The sequence below is a fragment of the Streptomyces sp. AHA2 genome, assembly GCF_036857595.1.
GTDB lineage: Bacteria > Actinomycetota > Actinomycetes > Streptomycetales > Streptomycetaceae > Streptomyces.
Map to the genome: position 1 here is coordinate 691,521 of NZ_JAUQWJ010000002.1, position 22,303 is coordinate 713,823.

Annotated in this window: 16 protein-coding genes and 1 tRNA gene; 6 read left to right on the forward strand and 11 right to left on the reverse strand. The window is 70.9% G+C overall.

Annotation, left to right across the window (positions count from 1 at the left end):
• Positions 1 to 30 precede the first annotated feature (30 nt).
• The 3 genes from pepN (at position 31) to Q5694_RS07205 (ending at position 5,520) form a co-directional block, all read left to right on the forward strand.
• Entirely contained in the window at positions 31 to 2,523 is a 2,493-nt protein-coding gene (pepN, locus tag Q5694_RS07195; RefSeq protein WP_333931265.1) for an aminopeptidase N, read from the forward strand.
• Positions 2,524 to 2,698: 175 nt separating this feature from the next.
• Complete coding sequence (locus Q5694_RS07200; protein WP_333931266.1) at positions 2,699 to 4,093, forward strand: pyridoxal phosphate-dependent decarboxylase family protein; 1,395 nt, start codon at positions 2,699 to 2,701, stop codon at positions 4,091 to 4,093.
• Positions 4,090 to 5,520 carry a lysine N(6)-hydroxylase/L-ornithine N(5)-oxygenase family protein gene (locus tag Q5694_RS07205; protein WP_333931267.1) on the forward strand — a complete coding sequence of 477 codons (1,431 nt, stop codon included), beginning with the start codon at positions 4,090 to 4,092 and terminating at the stop codon, positions 5,518 to 5,520. The genes Q5694_RS07200 and Q5694_RS07205 overlap by 4 nt, the downstream gene beginning before the upstream one ends.
• A 13-nt stretch (positions 5,521 to 5,533) precedes the next feature.
• On the opposite strand, the gene Q5694_RS07210 is transcribed toward Q5694_RS07205, so the two are convergent.
• A complete protein-coding gene (locus tag Q5694_RS07210; RefSeq protein WP_333931268.1) occupies positions 5,534 to 7,336 on the reverse strand; it encodes a bifunctional metallophosphatase/5'-nucleotidase in 1,803 nt (600 codons plus the stop codon).
• A 160-nt stretch (positions 7,337 to 7,496) separates the two neighbouring features.
• Between Q5694_RS07210 and Q5694_RS07215 the strand changes: the two genes are divergently transcribed.
• Both Q5694_RS07215 and pyk read left to right on the forward strand, forming a co-directional pair.
• Positions 7,497 to 8,210 (forward strand): SIMPL domain-containing protein, encoded by a 714-nt coding sequence (locus tag Q5694_RS07215; RefSeq protein ID WP_333931269.1) that lies wholly within the window; start codon positions 7,497 to 7,499, stop codon positions 8,208 to 8,210.
• A gap of 166 nt (positions 8,211 to 8,376) precedes the next feature.
• Positions 8,377 to 9,813 (forward strand): pyruvate kinase, encoded by a 1,437-nt coding sequence (gene pyk, locus Q5694_RS07220; protein ID WP_333931270.1) that lies wholly within the window; start codon positions 8,377 to 8,379, stop codon positions 9,811 to 9,813.
• A 7-nt stretch (positions 9,814 to 9,820) separates the two neighbouring features.
• On the opposite strand, the gene Q5694_RS07225 is transcribed toward pyk, so the two are convergent.
• Both Q5694_RS07225 and Q5694_RS07230 read right to left on the reverse strand, forming a co-directional pair.
• Positions 9,821 to 10,564, reverse strand: coding sequence for a helix-turn-helix domain-containing protein (locus tag Q5694_RS07225; RefSeq protein WP_333931271.1), 744 nt, complete (start codon positions 10,562 to 10,564; stop codon positions 9,821 to 9,823).
• Between the two features lie 106 nt (positions 10,565 to 10,670).
• A tRNA-Leu gene (locus Q5694_RS07230) sits at positions 10,671 to 10,745 on the reverse strand.
• Positions 10,746 to 10,847: 102 nt separating this feature from the next.
• Between Q5694_RS07230 and Q5694_RS07235 the strand changes: the two genes are divergently transcribed.
• Positions 10,848 to 11,504: an ANTAR domain-containing response regulator gene (locus Q5694_RS07235; protein WP_333931272.1), complete on the forward strand. Its 657-nt coding sequence runs from the start codon at positions 10,848 to 10,850 to the stop codon at positions 11,502 to 11,504.
• A gap of 73 nt (positions 11,505 to 11,577) precedes the next feature.
• On the opposite strand, the gene Q5694_RS07240 is transcribed toward Q5694_RS07235, so the two are convergent.
• The 8 genes from Q5694_RS07240 to Q5694_RS07275 all read right to left on the reverse strand — a co-directional run bounded on the left by Q5694_RS07240 (position 11,578) and on the right by Q5694_RS07275 (position 21,842).
• Positions 11,578 to 12,294: an ABC transporter ATP-binding protein gene (locus tag Q5694_RS07240; RefSeq protein ID WP_333931273.1), complete on the reverse strand. Its 717-nt coding sequence runs from the start codon at positions 12,292 to 12,294 to the stop codon at positions 11,578 to 11,580.
• The gene (locus tag Q5694_RS07245; RefSeq protein WP_333931274.1) at positions 12,291 to 13,154 is read right to left on the reverse strand and encodes an ABC transporter ATP-binding protein; all 864 of its coding nucleotides are present in this window, start codon (positions 13,152 to 13,154) and stop codon (positions 12,291 to 12,293) included. The genes Q5694_RS07240 and Q5694_RS07245 overlap by 4 nt, the downstream gene beginning before the upstream one ends.
• 5 nt (positions 13,155 to 13,159) lie before the next feature.
• Positions 13,160 to 14,971 carry a branched-chain amino acid ABC transporter permease gene (locus Q5694_RS07250; RefSeq protein WP_333931275.1) on the reverse strand — a complete coding sequence of 604 codons (1,812 nt, stop codon included), beginning with the start codon at positions 14,969 to 14,971 and terminating at the stop codon, positions 13,160 to 13,162.
• A 4-nt stretch (positions 14,972 to 14,975) separates the two neighbouring features.
• On the reverse strand, positions 14,976 to 15,905 hold the full coding sequence (locus Q5694_RS07255) for a branched-chain amino acid ABC transporter permease (protein ID WP_333931276.1): 930 nt from the start codon (positions 15,903 to 15,905) through the stop codon (positions 14,976 to 14,978).
• A 136-nt stretch (positions 15,906 to 16,041) separates the two neighbouring features.
• Positions 16,042 to 17,271 carry a branched-chain amino acid ABC transporter substrate-binding protein gene (locus Q5694_RS07260; RefSeq protein ID WP_333931310.1) on the reverse strand — a complete coding sequence of 410 codons (1,230 nt, stop codon included), beginning with the start codon at positions 17,269 to 17,271 and terminating at the stop codon, positions 16,042 to 16,044.
• A gap of 758 nt (positions 17,272 to 18,029) precedes the next feature.
• On the reverse strand, positions 18,030 to 18,902 hold the full coding sequence (locus Q5694_RS07265; protein ID WP_333931277.1) for a trypsin-like serine protease: 873 nt from the start codon (positions 18,900 to 18,902) through the stop codon (positions 18,030 to 18,032).
• 118 nt (positions 18,903 to 19,020) lie between these two features.
• The gene (locus Q5694_RS07270; RefSeq protein ID WP_333931278.1) at positions 19,021 to 19,509 is read right to left on the reverse strand and encodes a PaaI family thioesterase; all 489 of its coding nucleotides are present in this window, start codon (positions 19,507 to 19,509) and stop codon (positions 19,021 to 19,023) included.
• A gap of 53 nt (positions 19,510 to 19,562) precedes the next feature.
• Positions 19,563 to 21,842: an FdhF/YdeP family oxidoreductase gene (locus tag Q5694_RS07275; RefSeq protein WP_333931279.1), complete on the reverse strand. Its 2,280-nt coding sequence runs from the start codon at positions 21,840 to 21,842 to the stop codon at positions 19,563 to 19,565.
• Positions 21,843 to 22,303: the final 461 nt, after the last annotated feature.

The following is a 22,303-nucleotide window of genomic DNA, read 5'->3' on the forward strand; positions in this document are numbered from 1 at the left end:
GTGCCGACGCCATCAGGCAGCATGTCCTGCATGTCCGTACTGACGCGCGACGAAGCGCAGGCCCGAGCAGAGCTCCTCGACGTCCACCGCTACACCATCGAACTCGACCTGACCGGCGGTGACGAGACCTTCGGCTCGCGCACCCTGATCAGGTTCGCCGCCCGGGCGGCCGGGGACACCTTCGTCGAGGTCAAGCCCGCCGAGCTGCGCTCCGTCACCCTCGACGGACAGCCCCTGGACCCGCAGGCCCTCGACGGCAACCGGCTCCCGCTGAAGAACCTCACCCCCGGCGAGCACGAACTGCGCGTCGACGCCCGCATGCGCTACTCCCGCACCGGCGAGGGCATGCACCGCTTCACCGACCCCACCGACGGCGAGACCTACGTCTACACCCAGCTCTTCCTCGACGACGTCCAGCGCGTCTTCGCCGCCTTCGACCAGCCCGACCTGAAGGCCGTCTTCGCGCTGTCGGTCACCGCCCCGCAGGGCTGGAGCGTCCTCGCCAACGGCGTCACCGAGCACACCGACGGCGTGTGGCGGGCCGCCCCCACCCCCCTGATCTCCACCTACCTCGTCGCCGTCGCCGCCGGCCCCTGGCACTCCGTGCGCACCGAGCACCGCGGCCTGCCCTTCGGCCTGCACTGCCGCCGCTCCCTCGCCCCCTACCTGGACGCCGACGCCGACGAACTCCTCGACGTCACCCGCGCCTGCTTCGACCGCTACCACGAGAAGTTCGACGAGCCCTACCCCTTCGACTCCTACGACCAGGCCTTCGTCCCCGAGTTCAACGCGGGCGCCATGGAGAACCCCGGACTGGTCACCTTCCGCGACGAGTTCGTCTACCGCTCCGCAGTCACCGACACCGAGCGGCAGACCCGCGCGATGGTCATCGCCCACGAGATGGCCCACATGTGGTTCGGCGACCTCGTCACCCTCAAGTGGTGGGACGACATCTGGCTGAACGAGTCCTTCGCCGAGTACATGGGCTACCAGACCCTCACCGAGGCCACCCGCTTCACGGACACCTGGACCGACTTCGCCGTCACCCGCAAGTCCTGGGGCTACGACGCCGACCAGCGCCCCTCCACCCACCCCGTCGCCCCCGAGGCCGTCGACGACACCGCCTCCGCCCTGCTCAACTTCGACGGCATCTCCTACGCCAAGGGAGCCAGCGCCCTGCGGCAACTCGTCGCCTGGCTCGGCGAGAAGGACTTCCTCGCCGGCATCAACACCCACTTCGCCCGGCACCGGTTCGCCAACGCCACCCTCGCCGACTTCATCGACAACCTCGCCGCCGCCACCGACCGCGACGTCCACGCCTGGGCCGACTCCTGGCTGCGCACCACCGGCGTCGACACCCTCACCCCGCGGATCGTCCCCGGCGAACAGGGCCTGTGCGCCCTCACCACCGACCGCGCCGGCAGCCGCCCGCACCGCATCGCCGTCGGCCTGTACGACCGCGACCTCGGCGACGACGGCGGACAGCTCGTCCTGCGCGAACGCCTCCACCTGGACCTCCCGCAGAGCGGGGACCACCCCATCGGCAAGCGCCCCGCCCTGCTCCTGCTCAACGACGGCGACCTCACCTACGCCAAGGTCCGCTTCGACCCCGAGTCCTTCGACACCGTCCGCAAGGACCTGTCCGGCCTGCCCGAACCGCTCACCCGCGCGGTCGTCTGGAACGCCCTGCGCGACGCCGTCCGCGACGGCGAACTCGCCCCCGCCGCCTATCTGGAGACGGCCCGGGCCCACCTGCCGCTGGAGACCGACCTGGCCGTCGTCCAGGGCGTGCTCGCCTTCGCCGCCACGTACATCACCGACCGCTACCTCACCCCCGGGGAACGGCCCGCCGCGCTCGCCACCCTGTCCGAGCTGTGCCGCGACCTCATCCGCCGCACCGAGGACGGCGACAACCCCGGCCTGCGCCTGATCGCGGTCCGCCACCGCATCGACGTCGCCGCACACCCCGACACCATCGCCGCCTGGCTCGCCGACGGCACCGTCCCCGGCGGACCCGAGCTCGACCCCGAGCTGCGCTGGCGCGTGCTCGCCCGGCTCGCCGCCCTCGGCGCGACCGACGAGGCCGCCATCGACGCGGAGCTGGAACGCGACCCCAGCGCCACCGGCCGGGAGGGCGCCGCCCTGTGCCGCGCCGCCCTGCCCGACCCGGACGCCAAGGAACGCGCCTGGCAGGCGATGTTCGGCTCCGACGACCTGTCCAACTACCTCTTCACCGCCACGGCCCGCGGCTTCTGGCAGCCCGAACAGGCCGACCTGGTCGGCCCGTACGTGCCGCGCTTCTACTCCGACGCCGTCGCCCTCGCCGACCGGCGCGGCCCCGCCATGGCCGAGGCGGCGGGCCGCTGGGCCTTCCCCGCCCACGCCGTCGACCCGGACAACCTCCACCTCGGCGAACAGTGCCTGACGGAAGCCACCCCGACCCCGGCCCTGCACCGCAAACTCACCGACCAACTCGACGACCTCAGGCGAGCGCTGCGGGTGAGGGACGCGCACCGAGGCTGACGCCGGGCGCGGCCCCTCCCGTACCACGGTCAGGGCCGGCCCCGGTCGCCCTCCGGGCGCACGCCCCCCGGGCAGCGGCCCCACCCGCAACCGACACCGAGCGCAGGAACACCTCCGGCCGGGTTGCGTCGTTGGGCTGTCCGGGCGGTTCGCCCCGTGTCCCGGAGGTCAGCTCATGCGCACGCCGTCCCTCGCCTCGGGCCCCCAAGGGCCCCGCGCCCTGCGGCCGCTGCTCGCCACCGTCCTCGACGCGCTCGACACCGGTGCCCGGGCCCGCGGCGGGCCGCTGCCGGCGGGCGGGCCGCAGGCGGTCGCCGCGCGGCTGCGCCGGACGGTCGGGGAGATCCTCCCCGACCGCGGCGACCCGCAGGCGCTGCACACCCTGGTCCGGGCCCTCGCCGAGGGCGCCGCCGACCCCGCCCACCCCCACTGCGCCGCCCACCTGCACTGCCCGCCCCTGGCCGTCGCCGCCGCGGCCGACCTCGCCGCCTCCGCCCTCAACCCCTCCCTGGACTCCTGGGACCAGGCCCCGGCCGCCTCCGCACTCGAGGCGATGGTCACCCAGGCCCTCGCCCGGGAGATCCACGGGCCCGGCGGCAGCCCGGACGCGCTCGTCACCACCGGCGGCACCGAGGCCAACCAACTCGCCCTGCTGCTCGCCCGCGAAGCCGGCGGCCCAACCGTCCGGCTCGTCGTCGGCGGCAACGCGCACCACTCGCTGCCGCGCGCCGCCTGGCTGCTCGGCCTGCCCCACCCCGTCGTCGTGCCCGCCCCCGGCGGCAGGCTCGACCCCGCCGCCCTCGACACGGCCCTCACCCGCACACCCGGCCCCCTGCTCGTCGCCGCCACCGCCGGCACCACCGACGCCGGCCTGATCGACCCACTGCCCGAGATCGCCGCCCGCTGCGCCACCCACGGCGCGCGGCTGCACATCGACGCCGCCTACGGCGGTGCCCTGCTGTTCAGCACCCGGCACCGCGCCCTGCTCGACGGACTCGACGCCGCCGACACCGTCACCCTCGACCTGCACAAGCTCGGCTGGCAACCCGCCGCCGCCGGCATCCTCGCCGTCCGCGACCCCCGCGACCTCGACGCCCTGCGGCACCGCGCCGACTACCTCAACGCCGACGACGACACCGACGCCGGACTGCCGGACCTGCTCGGCCGCTCCCTGCGCACCACCCGGCGCCCCGACATCCTCAAACTCGCGGTGACCCTCAAGACCCTCGGCCGCGAGGGTCTCGGCGCACTCGTCGACCAGGTGCACGCCCAGGCGCAGGAGTTCGCCGCCCTCGTCCGCGACCACCCCGGCTTCGACCTGCACGCGCCGCCCGCCCTCAGCACCGTGCTGTTCCGTCCCGCCGGAGCCCCGGACACCACCGTGGCCGCCGTGCGCCGCGCCCTGCTCGGCGACGGCACGGCCGTCCTCGGCCGGGCCCGCCTCGACGGCCGGCTCTGGCTGAAGGCCACCCTGCTCAACCCCGCCACCGGCCCCGACGACCTGGCCGCCCTGCTGCACCTCGTGGCAGCGCGCCGAGCGACCCTCGCGGAAGGACACACCCCCCGATGAACCCCGACCACACCCCGGCGCCCCACCCGCACCACGAGTCCGGCGCCCCCCGCGACCTCGTCGGCATCGGCATCGGTCCCGCCAACCTCTCCCTCGCCGCCCTCGCCCACCCCCTCGGCGACCTCGACACGGTCTTCTACGACCAGCGCCCCGCCTTCGGCTGGCACCCCGGACTGCTCATCGACGGCGCCACCATCCAGGTGCCCTACCTCGCCGACCTGGTGACCCTCGTCGACCCCACCAGCCCCTGGACGTTCCTCAACTACCTCAGGTCCCGCGAACGGCTCTTCCCCTTCTACTTCGCCGAGCGCTTCCACATCCACCGCGCCGAGTACGACGCCTACTGCCGCTGGGTCACCGAGAACCTGCCCGGCCTGCACTTCGGCCACCAGGTCGACGCCGTGCGCTGGAACCCCGAACGGGACCTGTTCGAAGTCGACTTCACCCAGCTCGACACCGACGGGGAAGCCGAAGCCCTCGGCCGCACCCACACCCGCAACGTCGTCCTCGGCATCGGCACCGAACCGCACGTCCCCGACCCGCTCAAGCCCCTCGTCCAGGCCCCCGCCGTGCCCGTCGTGCACGCCGCCGACTACCTCGACCACCGCGACACCCTGCTGGCCGCCGGGCACGTCACCGTCGTCGGCACCGGCCAGTCCGGCGCCGAGATCTTCCTCGACCTGCTTAGCAACCGGCCCACGGGCCGGGAACGACTGCACTGGCTGGGCCGCACCGGCGCCTTCGCGCCCATGGAGTACTCCAAGCTCGGCCTGGAGCACTTCACCCCCGACCACACCCGCTACTTCCACGCGCTGCCCGAGTCCACCCGCGACCGGCTCGTCGCCGGGCAGTGGCAACTGCACAAGGGCATCGACGCCGCCACCATCGCCGCCATCCACGACGAGCTGTACCGCCGCAGCCTGCACGGCGGCTGGCCCGACGCCGTCCTGACGCCCGGCGTCCACGTCCGCACCGCCGGCCGCGTCGCCACGACGAAGGTCGAACTGCACCTGGAACACGAACTGCAGGGCAGCCGCTCCCGCCTCACCACCGACGCCGTCGTCCTCGCCACCGGCTACCGCGAACGCCCCCTGGACCGGCTCCTCGCCGGCCTCGACCCCTACCTGCGCCGCGACAACGCCGAGCGGCCCCGCATCGACGAGGACCACCGCCTCGTCCTCGACCCGTCCGTCACCGGCACCGTCTACGTCCAGAACGCCGAGACCCACACCCACGGCGTCGGCGCCCCGGACCTCGGCCTCACCGCCTGGCGCGGCGCGATCATCCTCAACTCCCTGACCGGCAGGGAAGCCTACGGACTCCCGCGCCGCACCGCCTTCACCACCTTCGGCCTCACCCAGCCCCGCCACGTGCCGCCGCCCCGCGAGGCACCGGTCCTGACCCCGCTGGTCGACGACCGCCGGTGAGCGGACACGCGGCTCAGAACACCGGTGCGCCCTCGCGCGTCAGCCTCCAGTCCACCGCCGCGAACACGGCCGGGTCGATCGACCCCTTCGCCTTCACCCAGGCGATCATGGTGTTGCGGATCTCCTCCGAGTTCGACCACAGCACCGGGGCCGCGGCGACGTGCGGGAAGTTGCCGCCGCCGTTGGCCCGGTAGTTGTTCACCGCGAACACGAACTTCGCGTCGTCCGCGAGCGGCTGCCCCGAGAACCGCACGTTCGTCACCCGCGACCCGGCCGGCCTCGCGATGTCGATCTCGTACGACAGACCGCTCACCACGTCGTAGTTGTAGTCCGGGATGCCGCCCGCGTTGGTCAGCTTCGCCGGCTCCACCGGCGCCCCGGCCGGCGTCCGCACGTAGTAGTTCGCCGAGAACTCCAGGTACGCCTTCATCTGCGCACCCGTCATCAGACGCGCCTCCAGCGTGTTCTCGAAGACGTACAGCCCCGCCACGTCCCGGATCGTCACCTCGCCGGCCGGGATCCGCGCGCTGCGCGAGAAGCACGCCGCCTGCGACAGCACCGGCAGCGCCGCGTGCTCGGTGCCCGCCAGGGCCTGCTTCACCGTGTCGGCCTGGATGTGGTTGATCAGGTCGATGATCGGCACGTCCTTGAAGGGCGCCTCGGCCGACGTCATCTCCGCCGCGTTGGTGCCGATGACCTGGTTGACGTACGCGACCACCTTCGCGTGCTCGTCCGACAGCAGCCCGGTGATCTTCGCGTCCTCCTCCACCGTGTTGGAGTTGAGGACCTTCGCGCCCACCTTCTCGACCTTCCAGCAGCCCTTCTCCCAGACCAGCTCGAAGTCGAACAGCGTCAGCCGCTGACCCCACTTGAGCGGCTCCGACAGCACGACCTTCTTGCCGGTTGTCTTGTTCGTGACGAAGTACTCGGGGATCTCCGTGTGCGCGTGTCCCACCAGGATCGCGTCGATGCCCGGCACCTGCTCGGCCACCAGACCGGCCGCGTTCTCCACGTACGGCAGCTGGTCACCGTAGGACGACGTGCCCGACGAACCGCTGTGCGCCGAGACGATCACCACGTCCGCACCCATCGAGCGCAGCTTCGGCACCCACGTCGCCGCCTGCTCCTCCAGCCCCGGGAACGTCATCCTGCCCTGCACGTTCGCCTTGTCCCAGATCGCGATGCCCGGGTTCGTGAGCCCCAGCACCGCCACCTTCACGTCCCGCCCGTGCGGCGTGCGCAGCCGGTGCATGCTGTACGGCGCGAACGCCGGCCGCAGCGTCTTCGCGTCCAGCGCGTTGGCGCCCAGCAGCGGGAAACGGCACTGCTGCTCGAACTTGCGCAGCACCGGGATGCCGTAGTTGAACTCGTGATTGCCGAGCGCCGCCGCGTCGTAGTCCATCGCGTTCATCGCCTGCGCCATCGGGTGCACCGGCCCGCCCTCGGCGGTGATCGGGTCCACCTTGGCGTAGTAGTACGACAGCTGCGTGCCCTGGATGGTGTCGCCCGCGTCGATCAGCAGCGTGTTGCGGCGGCCCTTCTCCGCACGGACCCGGTTCACCAGCGTGGAGACCTTCGCCAGGCCCACGTCGTTGTGGTCCTTGTCGTCGAACTCCTTGTCCGTGAAGTAGTCCCAGTTGAAGACGTTGCCGTGCAGGTCCGTCGTGCCCATCACGGTGAACGCGTACCGCTTCACGGGCCGCCCGCCCCGCGCCTCGGCCGCCTGGGCACCCGGCGCTGCGACCGCCCCGGCCAGCGCCACCCCCGCCCCGGTCGCAGCGGACTTCCCCAGGAACTTCCGGCGGTTCAACGGCATGTCTGGCTCTCCTCGCGGAATCTGTGAACGCGCGTAGATAACGCGCGTAGATTCTGACCCGGACATGACCGAACGGACCAGACCCGGCAGGTTGCGATCCGGTGACTGGAACCCCCGACTCCGCCCCGGACCGCCGCCACACCGTGACAGAGTGGGGCGTATGACCGCCCCCACGGACACCCCCCGGCCCGCCGCCCCCTACGGCACCCCCGACGCCCCCCGCATAGCCGTCCGCGGCGAAGCCCGCATCGAAGTCGACCCCGAGATCGCCCGCATCGGCATCACCGTCGCCGCCCGCGGCCGCGACCGCCGCTCCGCCCTCGACGACCTCACCCGCCGCAACGCCGCCGTCCTCGACCTCGTCAAGACCTACGGCGACGCCGTCGAACGCCTGGAGACCGGCGCCTTCTCCATCACCCCCGAACTCACCAAACACGGCCGCGGCGAACGCGTCCGCACCTACCACGGCAGCGTCCGCGTCACCGCCGAACTCACCGACTTCACCGCCCTCGGCGAACTCACCACCCGCCTCGCCGACCTCGACCTCACCCACGTCGACGGCCCCTGGTGGGCCCTGCGCCCCGACTCACCCGCCCACCGCGACGCCCGCAGGAAAGCCGTGCACGAAGCCGTCCAGCGCGCCCGCGAATACGCCGACGCCCTCGGCACCACCCTCGCCGCCCTCGTCGAGATCGCCGACATCGGCGCCGACGGCACCCCGCCGGCCAACCCCCAGGCCCCCGGCCGCATGCGCACCGCCGCCTTCGCCGGCGCCACCGAGGCCACCCCCGCCCCCCTCGACCTCGAACCCCAGCGCCAGCACGTCCACGCCCAGGTGAACGCCCGCTTCACCATGGTCCCGCCGCGCCTGTGACCCCCGGGCGGGGCCCTTTCCGAAAACGCGACCGAATTCCTCCGGAATGCTCATCGGAGCGCCCTGCCGCACGATTCAACACCTGTCAATAACGCTTCACATGAAGTCCGTTGAGTCGTCATGCCCGGCCAATTCACTACCAGTCGGTAAGTCATAGGCTCGTCCCATGCGCCGAGCGAAAATCGTCTGCACCCTGGGACCCGCCACCGACACCTACGACCGGATCAAAGACCTGGTCGACGCCGGAATGGACGTAGCCCGCTTCAACCTCAGCCACGGCGGACACGCCGAACACGAGGAGCGCTACCACCGGGTCCGCAAAGCCGCCGACGAAACCGGCCGCAGCGTCGGCGTGCTCGCCGACCTCCAAGGCCCGAAGATCCGCCTCGGCCGCTTCACCGAAGGCCCCGTACTCCTCGAACGCGGCGACACCTTCACCATCACCGTCGAGGACGGCGCCGAAGGCGACCGTGACGGCTGCGGCACCACCTACGCCGGCCTCGCCGCCGACGTCACCACCGGCGAACGCATCCTCGTCGACGACGGCAAGGTCTGCCTCCGCGTCACCGGCGTCGACGGCCCCCGCGTCCACACCACCGTCCTCGAGGGCGGCGTCGTCTCCGACCACAAGGGACTGAACCTCCCCGGCGTCGCCGTCTCCGTCCCCGCCCTGTCCAAGAAGGACGAGGACGACCTGCGCTGGGCCCTGCGCACCGGCTTCGACGTCATCGCCCTCTCCTTCGTCCGCAGCGGCCGCGACATCCAGGAGGTCCACCGCATCATGGACGAGGAAGGCCGCCGCCTCCCCGTCATCGCCAAGATCGAAAAGCCCCAGGCCGTCGAGAACGTCGACGACATCGTCGCCGCCTTCGACGGCATCATGGTCGCCCGCGGTGACCTCGGCGTCGAGATGCCCCTCGAACAGGTCCCCCTCGTCCAGAAGCGCGCGATCACCCTCGCCAGGCGCAACGCCAAGCCGGTCATCGTCGCCACCCAGATGCTCGACTCGATGATCGACAACGCCCGGCCCACCCGCGCCGAGGCCTCGGACGTCGCCAACGCCGTCATCGACGGCACCGACGCGGTCATGCTCTCCGGCGAGACCAGCGTCGGCAAACACCCCGTCGACACCGTCCGCACCATGGCCCGCATCGTCGAAGCCGCCGAAGAGGACATCCTCGCCCAGGGCCTCCCGCCGCTGACCGCGCGCAACAAGCCCCGCACCCAGGGCGGCGCCGTCGCCCGCGCGGCGGCCGAGATGGGCGACTTCCTCGGGGCCCGCTTCCTCGTCGCCTTCACCCAGTCGGGCGACACCGCCCGCCGCCTCTCCCGCTACCGCTCGCCCATTCCGTTGCTGGCCTTCACCCCTGACCAGGCGACCCGCTCCCAGCTCAGCCTCAGCTGGGGCGTCGAGACGTTCCTCGGTCCGAGCGTGGACTCCACGGACGCGATGGTCGAGCAGGTCGACGAACTGCTGCTCAAGTACGGCCGCTGCCGCCCGGGCGACACGGTCGTCATCACGGCCGGCTCCCCACCCGGCGTCTCGGGCTCGACGAACCTGGTCCGGGTCCACCACATCGCCGAGGACGACGCCCCGCGGTAGACGGCCGTCAGTACTTGGGCCCGACGTGGGCGTCCATGAGGGCGACGGAGGCTTTGCGGGCGACGGAGACGTTGTGCGCGTTCGCCTTCTTCCATTCGACTCCCACCTGGTCGAGCGCCGTGGTGAAGAGACGGACGATGTCGTCGGAGACATTGGTGAAGAAGTACCGCGGATACTCGTAGCGCTTGCGTTGACCGCCGACGATCCGGGTCGTCCAGTTGGTGACACGGCAGCCGTCGGAATGGATCAGCCCTCGGATGAAGTCCCACGGGTGACGGTCGACAATGGCGTGCTGCCATGGTTGGAGGGCGATCCGCCGTTCGTGCTTCTTGCCGGGACCGTGCTGGGGGAAGAGGGCCGGCCAGCTCCGGGAGTAACTGGTGACCGCGACGCAGCCCTGCTTCTGCACGGCGTAGACGCCGGTGCCGGGGCGTACTCGTTCGACGGCCTCGCGGCACTGCGCGATGAGCCCGGGCCAGGCGTCCGCACAGGCGATCCTGAGGTAGTGGCCCCCGCGCGGGTGAGCGCTGATGCAGCCGTCGCCGAGATAGAGGCCCAGCAGGTAGGCGTACGCGGATTCGTCGGCGGGCGGTCCCAGGTCCTGTGGCGTCATCCGCGTACGGGGTTCGAGACGCTCCTGCCATGCGCGGATCGCGGCCCGGGAAATGCCTGTCTCACGACTCACCGAGTTGAGGCTGTGGCCCCGGCTCACCAGTGCGAGCGCTCGCTTGCGCGTGCTGATGTCGTACATGGGGCCACTGTGGAAGTGCCTTCCCGGCGACACGCAGCGAAAAGCGGATGTTCACGAGAAGGTGGACATCCGCTTCTGAGTGGTGACCTTGGAATGGAAGGAAAAGTGCCCCGGGTCGGACTCGAACCGACACTGTATGGGTTTTGAATCCATTGCCTGCTGCCAATTGGGCTACCGGGGCCCGGTGAATCCAAGGTTGACCTCGACCCACTGCCCGACCACCATACCGCAGCTAGGTACGCTCTTGGGAGCAGTACCGGCCTGCCCCTACCAAGGAGCCCACGTGAGTGCCCCCGAGTCGCCCCAGCCTGTCGACGTGCCTGATGACGACAAGTCGCACGTGCCTCCGATGACGACGCGGGTCGTCATCGCCGAGGACGAGGCCCTGATCCGGCTCGATCTCAAAGAGATGCTGGAGGAGGAGGGGTACACCGTCGTCGGCGAGGCCGGTGACGGTGAGCAGGCCGTGGAGCTGGCCCGTGAGCACCGCCCCGATCTGGTGATCCTGGACGTGAAGATGCCGAAGCTGGACGGCATCTCGGCGGCCGAGAAGATCGCGGAGGAGAGCATCGCGCCGGTGCTGATGCTGACCGCGTTCTCGCAGCGGGACCTCGTCGAGCGCGCGCGGGACGCCGGTGCCATGGCGTACCTCGTGAAGCCGTTCAGCAAGAGTGATGTCGTTCCGGCCATCGAGATGGCCGTCTCGCGGTTCACGGAGCTGAAGGAGCTGGAGAAGGAGGTCGCCGATCTCACGCTCCGGCTGGAGACGCGCAAGCTGGTGGACCGGGCGAAGTCGATCCTGCAGACGGAGTACGGGCTGACGGAGCCGGCCGCGTTCCGCTGGATCCAGAAGACGTCGATGGACCGCCGCATGTCGATGCAGCAGGTCGCGGAGGCGGTCATCCAGGACGCCGAGGAGAAGAAGGCCGGCAAGGGCTGATCCCGCAGCGTGGAAGAGGCCTGCTTCCCTCCGGCCGGAGGGAAGCAGGCCTCTTTCGTCTACGGCGGGACGCTCAGTCCTCGCCCAGGTACGCCTTGCGCACCGACTCGTCGTGCAGCAGGTCCTGACCCGTGCCGGACAGGACGATGTTGCCGACCTCCATGACGTGGCCCTGGTCGGCCAGGGAGAGCGCCGCCTGGGCGTTCTGCTCGACCAGGAGGATGGTCGTGCCCTGGGACTTGAGCTCCGAGATGGTCGCCATGATCTTCTGCATCATGATCGGGGAGAGACCCATGGAGGGCTCGTCGAGCATGAGCAGCTTGGGCTGGGACATCAGGGCCCGGCCCATGGCGAGCATCTGCTGCTCGCCGCCGGAGAGGGTTCCGGCGGCCTGGTTGCGGCGTTCGCCGAGGATGGGGAAGAGGTCGTACGCCTTCTGGATGTCCTTCTCGATGCCGTCCTTGTCCTTGCGGAGGAAGGCGCCGAGCTGGAGGTTCTCGAAGATCGTCAGGCGCGGGAAGATGTGCCGGCCTTCGGGTGAGTGGGCCAGGCCGAGGGAGACGATCTTGTGGGCGGGGATCCCGCTGAGGGGCTTGCCGTCGAAGAGGATCTTCCCGGCGGTGGGCTTGAGCAGGCCCGAGAGGGTGCGCAGGGTGGTCGTCTTGCCGGCGCCGTTGGTGCCGATGAGGGTGACGACCTGTCCGGCGTCGACGCTGAAGGAGATGCCCTTGACGGCTTCGATCTTGCCGTAGGAGACCCGGAGGTCCTCGACTTCGAGGAGTGCGGTCACTTGGCTTCTCCCTTGGTGCTGCTGGTGGTGCTGGTCGCGTCGGCGGCGGCTTCGGCGGCCTCGACCTCGGCGGCTTCTGCCTCGCCGGGGTCGCCTTCGAAGGGCTCGCCCAGGTAGGCGGCGACGACGCGCTCGTCGGCCTGGACGACTTCGGCGGTTCCCTCGACGAGCTTCTCGCCCTGGACGAGGACGGCGACGCGGTCGGAGAGGTTGAAGACGAAGCGCATGTCGTGCTCGATGAGGAGCACGGCGATGCCCTTGTCGCGGATGGCGAAGACGAGGTCTTCGGTGGCCCTGGTCTCCTGGGGGTTCATGCCGGCGGTGGGCTCGTCGAGGAGGAGCAGGCCGGGCTCGGAGGCCATGGCGCGGGCGATCTCCAGCTTGCGCTGCTCGCCGTAGGGGAGGTTGCGGGCGAGGTGGTCGCGCTTGTGGGCGAGGCCGATGAACTCCAGGAGTTCCATGGCGCGTTCCTCGCTGGCGCGTTCGGCTTTCTTGAAGCCGGGGCCGCGCAGGAGGGCGGACCAGAGGCCTTCCTTGGTCCGTGTGTGCCGGCCGACGAGGACGTTCTCCAGGACCGTCATGTTGGCGAACAGGCGGATGTTCTGGAAGGTGCGGGCGATGCCGGCCTGGGTGACCAGGTGGGGCTTGGGCGGGAGCACGGTGCCCTTGTAGGAGACGGTGCCCTCGGTGGGGACGTACAGGCCGGTCAGGCAGTTGAAGAAGGTGGTCTTGCCGGCGCCGTTGGGGCCGATGAGGCCGACGATCTCGCCGGCGTTGACCGTGAAGTCGACGGAGCGGACGGCGGTGAGGCCGCCGAAGCGCATCGTGACGTCGCGGGCTTCGAGTACAGGTGTCGTCATGATGGTTACGCCCCCGCCTTGGTGACGGCCGGTTCGTCGGTCAGCGTGGTCTGTTTCGGTACGTCGAGTTGGCCGGTCTCGTGGAATTCGAGCTGGCGCCGGCGGTTGGCGATGATGCCTTCGGGGCGGAAGCGCATCAGGAGGATGAGCGCGATGCCGAAGGCGAGGAGCGACTTCTCCTGGAGGAAGACGAGCTTCTCGGGGAGCAGGTAGAGCAGGGCCGCGCCGAGGAGCGGTCCGGCGACCGTTCCCATGCCGCCGAGGACCACCGCGGCCAGGAGGAACGCGGAGTTGGGCGGGGTGGAGCCGGCGAACTGGTACGGCGTGGGGACCACGCTGTAGGTGACGTGGGCGCTGACGGTGCCGGCGAGGCCGGCGAGGGCGGCGCCGAGGGCGAAGGCGATGAGCTTGACGCGGAAGCCGTTGATGCCCATGGCGGTGGCGGCGGTCTCGTCCTCGCGGATGGCGATCCAGGAGCGGCCGATGCGGGAGTCCGCGGCACGCGTGTAGACCAGGACCACGATGGCCATGATCAGGACCATCAGCAGGTAGTAGTTGGCGAACCGGCCGAGGGTGAAGCCGCCGATGTCGTGGGCCTCCCCGAAGTTGAAGCCGAACAGCTTCAGGTCGGGGATGGAGGGGATGCCGTTGGGGCCGTTGGTGACGTCGGGTCCGGACTGGCCGTCCATGTTGTTGACGGCGATGCGGAAGATCTCTCCGAAGCCGAGGGTGACGATGGCGAGGTAGTCGCCGCGCAGCCGCAGGGTCGGGGCGCCGATGAGGACGCCGAACACGAGGGAGGCGGCGGCGCCGGCCAGGGCGGAGGCCCAGAAGGGCAGGTGGACGCCGGAGATGGTGGAGAACTCGGAGCCGGAGACGAGGGCGGCGGTGTAGGCGCCGACGCCGAGGAAGGCGACGTATCCGAGGTCGAGGAGTCCGGCGAGGCCGACGACGATGTTGAGGCCGAGGGCCACGGTCCCGAAGATCAGGATGTTGACGCCGATGTTGGCGTAGTGGTCGTCGGTCTGGGTGAAGGGGAAGGCGATGGCCGCGGCGAAGCCCATGGCGAGGGCGAAGCTGCGGTTGGCGGCGACGAGCGCGGAGAAGCGGTCGAGGAGGCCGGCGGTGTGCAGCGCCCAGACGGCGAAGACGACGACGAAGAGGTAGCCGACGAAGAGTTCGCCGTACTCGGTGTCGATGCCGTAGGTGAAGACGCCGAGGCCGATGATCGTCACGACGGTGATGACGGCCCGCTGGACCCAGGGCGCGGTGGCTTGGGGGGCGGGGATGCGCTCGGGCTTGGCGACGTAGTCCTTCAGGGCCGCCTTGGTGCCGGTGCCGGTGCGCTCCTGGGGGAGGGCGAGGGCGCCGAGGACGGGCAGCAGGGAGGCCACGGCTGCGAGCCAGCCGCCGGGTTCGAGGTTGACGACGCCGCCGAGCGTGGAGCTGATGGCGATGACGGTGAACCAGGTGACGGCGAAGCCGCCGAGGGCGGTGAGCACGAGGGGTGCGTTGTTGCGGGCGGGCAGCAGCCAGCCGAGTCCGCGGATGCCGTAGGAGGCGAGGGCGAACAGGGCGGTGAGCAGGCCGGCGGTGAAGGTGAGCCACTGCAGGCCGCCGGGGTAGCCGTTGTAGGTGAGGTCGCCGGGGAACTCGGCGGTCCAGGTCCAGGCGAGGAACGCGGAGGCCGCGGTGGCGATGCCGCCGCCGAGCAGCAGGCCGCGGGCGGCCGCGAGGGGCAGCGGGACGAGGCCGCGCGGTGCGGGCGTCGGGGTGGGGACGGCGTCCGGCACTTCGGTCTTGGTCGTCTCGGTCATGTGATCACGCCCTGTCCGCGACGCGCTCGCCGAGCAGGCCCTGTGGCCTGAGGAGGAGCACGAGGATGAGGAGGCAGAAGGCCCACACGTTGGCCCAGCTCTGGCCGCCGAGCTGCTGCATACCGGGGATCTCGTCGATGTAGGCGGAGGCGAGGGTCTCGGCGATGCCGAGGACGATGCCGCCGAGCATGGCGCCGTAGATGTTGCCGATGCCGCCGAGGACGGCCGCGGTGAAGGCCTTGAGGCCCATCAGGAAGCCCATGCGGTAGTCGACGTTGCCGTACTTGAGTCCGTAGGCGACGGCGGCGACGGCGGCGAAGAAGCCGCCGATGGCGAAGGCGATGACGATGATGCGGTTGGTGTCGATGCCCATGAGCTGCGCGGTGTCGGGGTCCTGCGCGGTGGCCTGCATGGCGCGGCCGGTGCGGCTGCGGCGCACGAAGAAGGCGAGGGCGGCCATGCAGATGACGGCGGCCAGGATGAGGAAGATGTCGGCGTCCTTGATGGTGACGGAGCCGATCTCGTGGGTGGCGTCGAGGCCGGGGAAGGCGCGGGCGCGGTCGGCGCCGGGGTAGAAGTTGCGCACGACCTCCTGGAGGGCCAGGGAGAGGCCGATGGCCGTGATGAGGGGTGCCAGGCGTGGTGCCCCGCGCAGTGGTCGATAGGCGAACCGTTCCGCCCCGACGGCTATGAGGATGGCCACGAGGGCGCCGCCGAGGAGCATGAGCGGTACGGCGAGGGCCATCGAGGTGCCGTCGGGCAGGATGTAGAAGTAGACCGTGAGGGCGCCGAAGGCCCCGGTCATGAAGATCTCGCCGTGCGCGAAGTTGATGAGCTGGACGATGCCGTACACCATCGTGTAGCCGATGGCGATCAGCCCGTACATCGAGCCGAGAAGCAGCCCGTTGGCCAGCTGCTGCGGCAGGGTGTTCACCGCATGGCCTCCATGTCGCTGGTGGTCGTGTGCACTGGATGCGTGCGTGGTCGCGTGCTGTGTGGGGGTGTGAAAACGGGCCGCGCGGTCGGGGTCCTCCTTCCGCGCGGCCCGTGGGGCTTGCTGGGGGGCCGGACTACTGCAGGTCGGCGGTGCCGGTCTCGACGGCCTTCCAGGCGCCCTTCTCGACCTGGTACACCGTCAGCTGCTTGTTGGTGGTGTCGCCGTACTGGTCGAAGGCGATCTTGCCGGTGAGGCCCTCGAAGTCGGCCTTCTGGACACCCTCGACGACCTTGGAGCGCAGGTCGTTGATGTCGCTGGGCACCTTGCCGCCGTTGGCGTCGGCCGCGGCCTTCACGGCCTTGATGATGGCGGTGGTGGCGTCGTAGGCGTAGGCGCCGTAGGCGCCGTAGTCGCCCTTGTAACCCTTGTCCTTGTAGGTCTGGATGAACTGCTTGGCCGCGGGCAGGGTGTCGGCGGGGACACCGATGGCGGTGGCCAGGTCGCCCTCGGAGGACTTGCCGGCGGCCTCGATGTAGGTGGTGGCGAACATGCCGTCGCCGCCGAACAGCGGGATCTTGACGCCGGCGTCCTTGAGCTGCTTGGTGATCAGCGCGGACTCGTCGTACTGGCCGCCGTAGTAGAGCAGGTCGGCGCCGGAGTTCTTGATCTTCGTGACGAGGGAGCCGAAGTCCTTGTCGCCGGTGTTGACGTGGTCGGTGCCGACGACCTTGCCGCCGAGCTTCTTGTACTGCTCGCCGAAGATCTTGGCCAGGCCGGCGCCGTAGGTCTGCTTGTCGTCGACGACGAAGGCCTTCTTCTTCTTGAGGCCGTTGTACGCGTAGCCGGCGGCGAAGCTGCCCTGCAGCTCGTCGGTGGTGGCGGTGCGGAAGTACGTCTTGTAGGGACGCTTCTTGTCCGTCTGCCAGTTCTTGCCCTGGGTCAGTTCGGGGTTGGTGTTCGCCGGGGAGATCTGGACCATGTTGGCCGAGGCGAAGACCTGCTGCATCGTCTGGGCGACGCCGGAGTTCAGCGGGCCGACGGCGCCGACGGCGGTCTTGTCGCCGACGATGTTGGTGGCGTTGGACTGGCCGGTGGCGGGCTGCGCCTTGTCGTCGAGGGCCTTGAGCTTGAACTTCACGCCCGGGACCCAGTTGTTCTTGTTGGCGTCGTCGACGGCTATCTGGGCGCCGTACTGGATGCCGAGACCGGTGGTGGAGTTCTCACCCGACAGGGGCGCGTCCACGCCGATGGTCAGAGTGGTGCCGCTCCCGCCGTCTCCGCCCTTGTCACCGCTGTCGTCTCGGGAGCCGCAGGCGGTGAGAGTCAGAGCTCCGGTCGTGAGAACGGAGGTAAGAATCACCAAGGAACGCTGTCGCACAATCAGTCCTTTCACAGGCAGGCCCCGCCCTGGTCGGGGGGTGAGTGCCGCGCTGGTACCGAACTCCCGATGGAGCGGTGACTGGCCGTGACTCTAAGCCCGAGCTAAGGGCAGGGTCAGCGGCGCGGGCTCGCTTGTGACTTTCTTGTTATGACGTGATGGATGACCGGTCTCGGCCGCGGATGCTCTCGGCGGGTTTGGTGGAATTTCGCCGAAGTCCGCATTCTGAGAACGCGCACTTCCGGTTGGTCGTGGCTGAGATCGTGCCCCGGCCGGGACGGCGGCGTCATGAACAAGATCGGAAAGGTTCCGGGATCGGCCCGGATGAAGGCGCGAGTTCGGTCTTGTATTGCGCCCGCGTTACGCAGCGTCACCCAGGGAATTGTGTGGTCTATACACGGGAAACTCCCCGGTAATCGGATTCGGCGATGTGTCCCGGGCCGTGACGGGCCGCCTGCCGGCTCCGGACCGTGCGCGCGTCTCGCGGGGTGGACGGTCCGGCGGGTTCTCGCGCCGTTGCGATCGATCAACTTCCTTGCGCCTGACGCTGATTGAGCGTACAGGTCCGGCAACGGCGGTGGTGTGCAGGGACGTTGGCCGTGACCGGTCCCGGCCACGCCGTGTCCCGCCCGGGGACCGGGCCGCCCCGCCGGCTCGTGTCGTGCGTGGTGCCGAGCGGCGGGGCGGACGGCCGTCCTGAGCGGTCGCGGACCCCCGTGTGATCGACGGGCGTGCGCGATGCCCTACGGCAGTTGCACGAACGGGGCCAGGAAGGCACGGGCGCCGGGGGTGTCCAGGCGGTACGTCACGTTGGTCGCGTAGCAGGGGGAGTCGCCGGTGATCGTGGTGGCGGCCAGGATGCGCCTGCCGTCGATCACGGCGAAGTTGGGACCGCCCGAATCGCCGTAGCAGGCGCCTCCGTTGCCCTGCGGTGCCGTCATCTGCAGCCGGACCCAGGAGTCGTTGAGGGCGTTGAAGCCCACCGGCGCCTTCATGCGGACGCCGCCGCCGGGGTGGGTCTTGCCGCCGGGGCCGTTGACGGCCTCCTGGGTGCCGTATCCGGCCACGGTCCAGCCGGCGGCGTTCAGCCCCTGCGGGCCCAGTTCGCCGAGCTGGTTCGCGCCGGGAAGGGTGGCCGGGGTGAAGCTCCAGCGGGCCTTGACCGCGGCGGCGTCGACCTGGATCACCGCGATGTCGTGGGTGTCGGAGGCGGGCCCCGGATAGTCCGGGTGCGTGTGCGCGGTGCCCGGGACGGCGACGGCCGCGGCCTGCGCGGCCGGATCCCCGGGGTGCGTGCGCGCCGCCGCGTCGAGCCCGGCCTGCACGTCCTGGTCCAGGGAGACGTGGAAGCGGACGTTGTCGGGCCAGTCGGAGGTGCAGTGCGCGGCGGTGAGGAAGGTGTCCGCGTCGATCATGGTGCCGGAACAGACCCAGTCCACGCGGTCGGGGGTGGCGGGGTCGGCGTCGTCGTCCCAGGTGGCCACGAGCGCGCCGACCTCGGTGCGCTCCGGGGCGGGCGTGGCGTTGTAGGAGTTGACGGCCGAGGACGGCAGCGCGGTGGCCAGGACGGCGGCGCAGGCCGCAGCGGTGACGGAGAGGGCGCGTACGGAGGTCAAGACAAACCCTTCTGCGGGTGGATCGGGTCGTCTCCTGTGGGGGGGGAGCGTCAGTGAAGCGCGTGAGGGCGGCCGCGACAAGGCCGCGGCCGCCCCTCCAGGGTTTTCCCTACGTCGTTCAGCCCGCGTCGCGGACGATCTCCGCGTCATCCGGCCGCACGTCGCGCAGCAGGCAGGTCAGACGGGCGGTGCACACCCGCTTGCCGCTCTCGTCGGTGATCACGATCTCGTAGGTGGCGGTGGAGCGTCCCCGGTGCACGGGTGTGGCCACACCGGTGACCAGGCCGGAGCGGACGCCGCGGTGGTGGGTGCAGTTCAGGTCCACGCCGACGGCGATCTTGTTGCTGCCGCCGTGCAGCATCGAACCGACCGAGCCGAGCGTCTCGGCCAGCACCGCGGACGCCCCGCCGTGCAGCAGCCCGTACGGCTGGGTGTTGCCCTCGACCGGCATCGTGCCGACGACCCGGTCCGCCGAGGCCTCGGTGATCTGGACGCCCATCCGGGTCCCGAGGTGGCCGGCGGAGAACAACGCCGGGAGGTCCACACCGAGCGCTGCGTACTCGTCGACGACCTCTTGCGGGAACTTCACTTGCTGCTGCTCACCCATGGGGCCCGGCTCCGTTCGTCCTCGTCACTCGACCACTGTGCCTGAGCGAACGCTCAGTCGGTCGCCGATTGTTCCAGACGCACCACCACGGACTTGCTGGCCGGGGTGTTGCTGACGTCCGCCGTGGCGTCCAGCGGCACCAGCACGTTGGTCTCCGGGTAGTACGCCGCGGCGCAGCCCCGGGCCGTCGGGTAGTGCACGATCCGGAAGCCGGGTGCCCGGCGCTCCACGCCGTCGCGCCACTCGCCCACCAGGTCCACGTACGCGCCGTCGGCCAGCCGCAGCGCCCGTGCGTCCTCGGGGTTGACCAGCACGACCCGGCGGCCGCCCCGGATGCCCCGGTAACGGTCGTCGAGCCCGTAGATCGTGGTGTTGTACTGGTCGTGCGAACGCAGGGTCTGCAGCAGCAGCCGGCCCTCGGGAAGCTCGGGGTACTCCACGGGCGCGGCCGTGAAGTTGGCCTTGCCGGTGGCCGTGGGGAAGCGGCGCTCGTCGCGCGGGGCGTGGGGGAGCGCGAAGCCGCCGGGGCGGGCCACGCGCGCGTTGAAGTCCTCGAAGCCGGGGACCACGCGCGCGATGCGGTCCCGGATCGTCGCGTAGTCCCTTTCGAACTCCTCCCACGGAGTGGCGCTCTTCTCGCCCAGGACGCGGCGGGCCAGGCGGCAGACGATGGCCGGCTCGGACAGCAGGTGGCGGCTCGCCGGTTCCAGCCGGCCCCGGGAGGCGTGCACCATGCCCATGGAGTCCTCGACCGTCACGAACTGCTCACCGCCGCCCTGCAGATCGCGCTCGGTGCGGCCGAGCGTGGGCAGGATCAGGGCCCGCGCGCCCGTGACCACGTGCGAGCGGTTCAGCTTCGTCGACACGTGCACGGTCAGCCGGGCCCGCCGCACGGCCGCCTCGGTCACCTCGGTGTCGGGCGAGGCCGAGACGAAGTTGCCGCCCATGGCGAAGAAGACCTTCGCCTCGCCGTCGCGCAGCGCGCGGATGGCCCGGACCACGTCGTAGCCGTGCGCGCGCGGCGGGGCGAAGCCGAACTCCCGCTGCAGGGCGTCCAGGAACGCCGGGGCGGGGCGTTCGAAGATGCCCATCGTGCGGTCGCCCTGCACGTTGGAGTGGCCGCGCACCGGGCACACGCCCGCACCCGGGCGGCCGATGTTCCCGCGCAGCAGCAGGAAGTTCACGATCTCGCGGATCGTGGGCACCGAGTGCTTGTGCTGGGTGAGGCCCATCGCCCAGCACACGATGGTCCGCTTCGAGGCCAGGACCATGGCCAGGGCCTTCTCGATGTCCTCACGGGCGAGGCCGGTCGCCGTCAGCGTCTCGTCCCAGCCGGCGGCGCGGGCGGCCTCGGCGAACTCCTCGAAGCCGTGCGTGTGCTCGCGCACGAACGCCTCGTCGACCGCGCCCTGCGTCTCCAGGATCAGCTTGTTGAGCAGGCGGAACAGCGCCTGGTCGCCGCCGATGCGGATCTGCAGGAACAGGTCGGTGAGCGCGGCGCCCCGGAGCATGCCCTGCGGGGTCTGCGGGTTCTTGAAGCGCTCCAGGCCCGCCTCGGGCAGCGGATTGACGCTGATGACCTTCGCACCGCCCGCCTTGGCCTTCTCCAGGGCCGACAGCATGCGGGGGTGGTTCGTGCCCGGGTTCTGCCCGGCCACGATGATCAGGTCGGCCTTGTACAGGTCCTCCAGCAGGACGCTGCCCTTGCCGATGCCGATGGTCTCCGACAGGGCCGAGCCGGACGACTCGTGACACATGTTCGAGCAGTCGGGCAGGTTGTTCGTGCCGAGTTCACGGGCGAACAGCTGGTAGAGGAACGCGGCCTCGTTGCTGGTGCGGCCCGACGTGTAGAACACGGCCTCGTCCGGGGAGCCGAGGGCGGCGATCTCCTCCGCGACGATGTCGAAGGCGCGCTCCCAGGTGACCGGCTCGTAGTGCGTGCCGCCCTCGGGAAGGTGGACGGGGTGGGTGAGCCGGCCCTGCTGGCCCAGCCAGTAGCCGCTGCGGCCCGCCAGGTCCGCGACCGGGTGCGCGGCGAAGAACTCGGGAGTGACCCGGCGCAGGGTGGCCTCCTCGGCCACGGCCTTCGCGCCGTTCTCGCAGAACTCCGCCTTGTGCCGGTGCTCCGGCTCCGGCCAGGCGCAGCCCGGGCAGTCGAAGCCGTCCTTCTGGTTCACGCTCAGCAGGGTCAGCGCGGTGCGCCTGACGCCCATCTGCCGCTGCGCGACGCGCAGGCTGTGCCCGATCGCGGGGAGCCCGGCCGCCGCGTGCTGTGGCCCGGCGACCTGCGGCGCGTCCTGAACCGGATCACTCTTGGGCGGCTTGGAGGCCATCGCCCGCTCCCCTTCCACTGCGCTGTGAGGTACGTCTCCGATCCTCGCACGCGGGGGTGACGGCGGGCGGGGGCGGGCGGGACCGCGGCGGGGGAGTGAGCAGCGGCCGCGGCATCCGGAACGGCGGACGGGGTTGCGGGACGGGGCCGGGAGGAGCCGCCGCGCAGCCGCGAGCCGCACCCAGCGGTCCGGGACGCCGGCCCGTCCCCCCGGCGCGGGGCCGTACCCGGAGTCCGGGGCGGCTGACGGGCCACCACCGGACGCGACGCGGCGGCACACCCGGCCGTCCGCGACGTGGCGCCATCCCGTCCCCGGCGTCGTGGCTGGTGTCACTCACCACGCCGGGCGGTGCCGGTCCTCCGGGTCGTCGGGCTCGGCCCCGCCCCACGCCGGGCGGTGCCGGTCCTCCGGGTCGTCGGGCTCGGCCCCGCCCCACGCCGGGCGGTGCCGGTCCTCCGGGT

Bases quoted from the DNA above. Each gene is read 5' to 3' on its own strand.
- pepN (WP_333931265.1), top strand. From the start codon at position 31: ATGTCCGTACTGACGCGCGACGAAGCGCAGGCCCGAGCAGAGCTCCTC.
- Q5694_RS07200 (WP_333931266.1), top strand. From the start codon at position 2,699: ATGCGCACGCCGTCCCTCGCCTCGGGCCCCCAAGGGCCCCGCGCCCTG.
- Q5694_RS07205 (WP_333931267.1), top strand. From the start codon at position 4,090: ATGAACCCCGACCACACCCCGGCGCCCCACCCGCACCACGAGTCCGGC.
- Q5694_RS07210 (WP_333931268.1), bottom strand. From the start codon at position 7,336: ATGCCGTTGAACCGCCGGAAGTTCCTGGGGAAGTCCGCTGCGACCGGG.
- Q5694_RS07215 (WP_333931269.1), top strand. From the start codon at position 7,497: ATGACCGCCCCCACGGACACCCCCCGGCCCGCCGCCCCCTACGGCACC.
- pyk (WP_333931270.1), top strand. From the start codon at position 8,377: ATGCGCCGAGCGAAAATCGTCTGCACCCTGGGACCCGCCACCGACACC.
- Q5694_RS07225 (WP_333931271.1), bottom strand. From the start codon at position 10,564: ATGTACGACATCAGCACGCGCAAGCGAGCGCTCGCACTGGTGAGCCGG.
- Q5694_RS07245 (WP_333931274.1), bottom strand. From the start codon at position 13,154: ATGACGACACCTGTACTCGAAGCCCGCGACGTCACGATGCGCTTCGGC.
- Q5694_RS07250 (WP_333931275.1), bottom strand. From the start codon at position 14,971: ATGACCGAGACGACCAAGACCGAAGTGCCGGACGCCGTCCCCACCCCG.
- Q5694_RS07270 (WP_333931278.1), bottom strand. From the start codon at position 19,509: ATGGGTGAGCAGCAGCAAGTGAAGTTCCCGCAAGAGGTCGTCGACGAG.
- Q5694_RS07275 (WP_333931279.1), bottom strand. From the start codon at position 21,842: ATGGCCTCCAAGCCGCCCAAGAGTGATCCGGTTCAGGACGCGCCGCAG.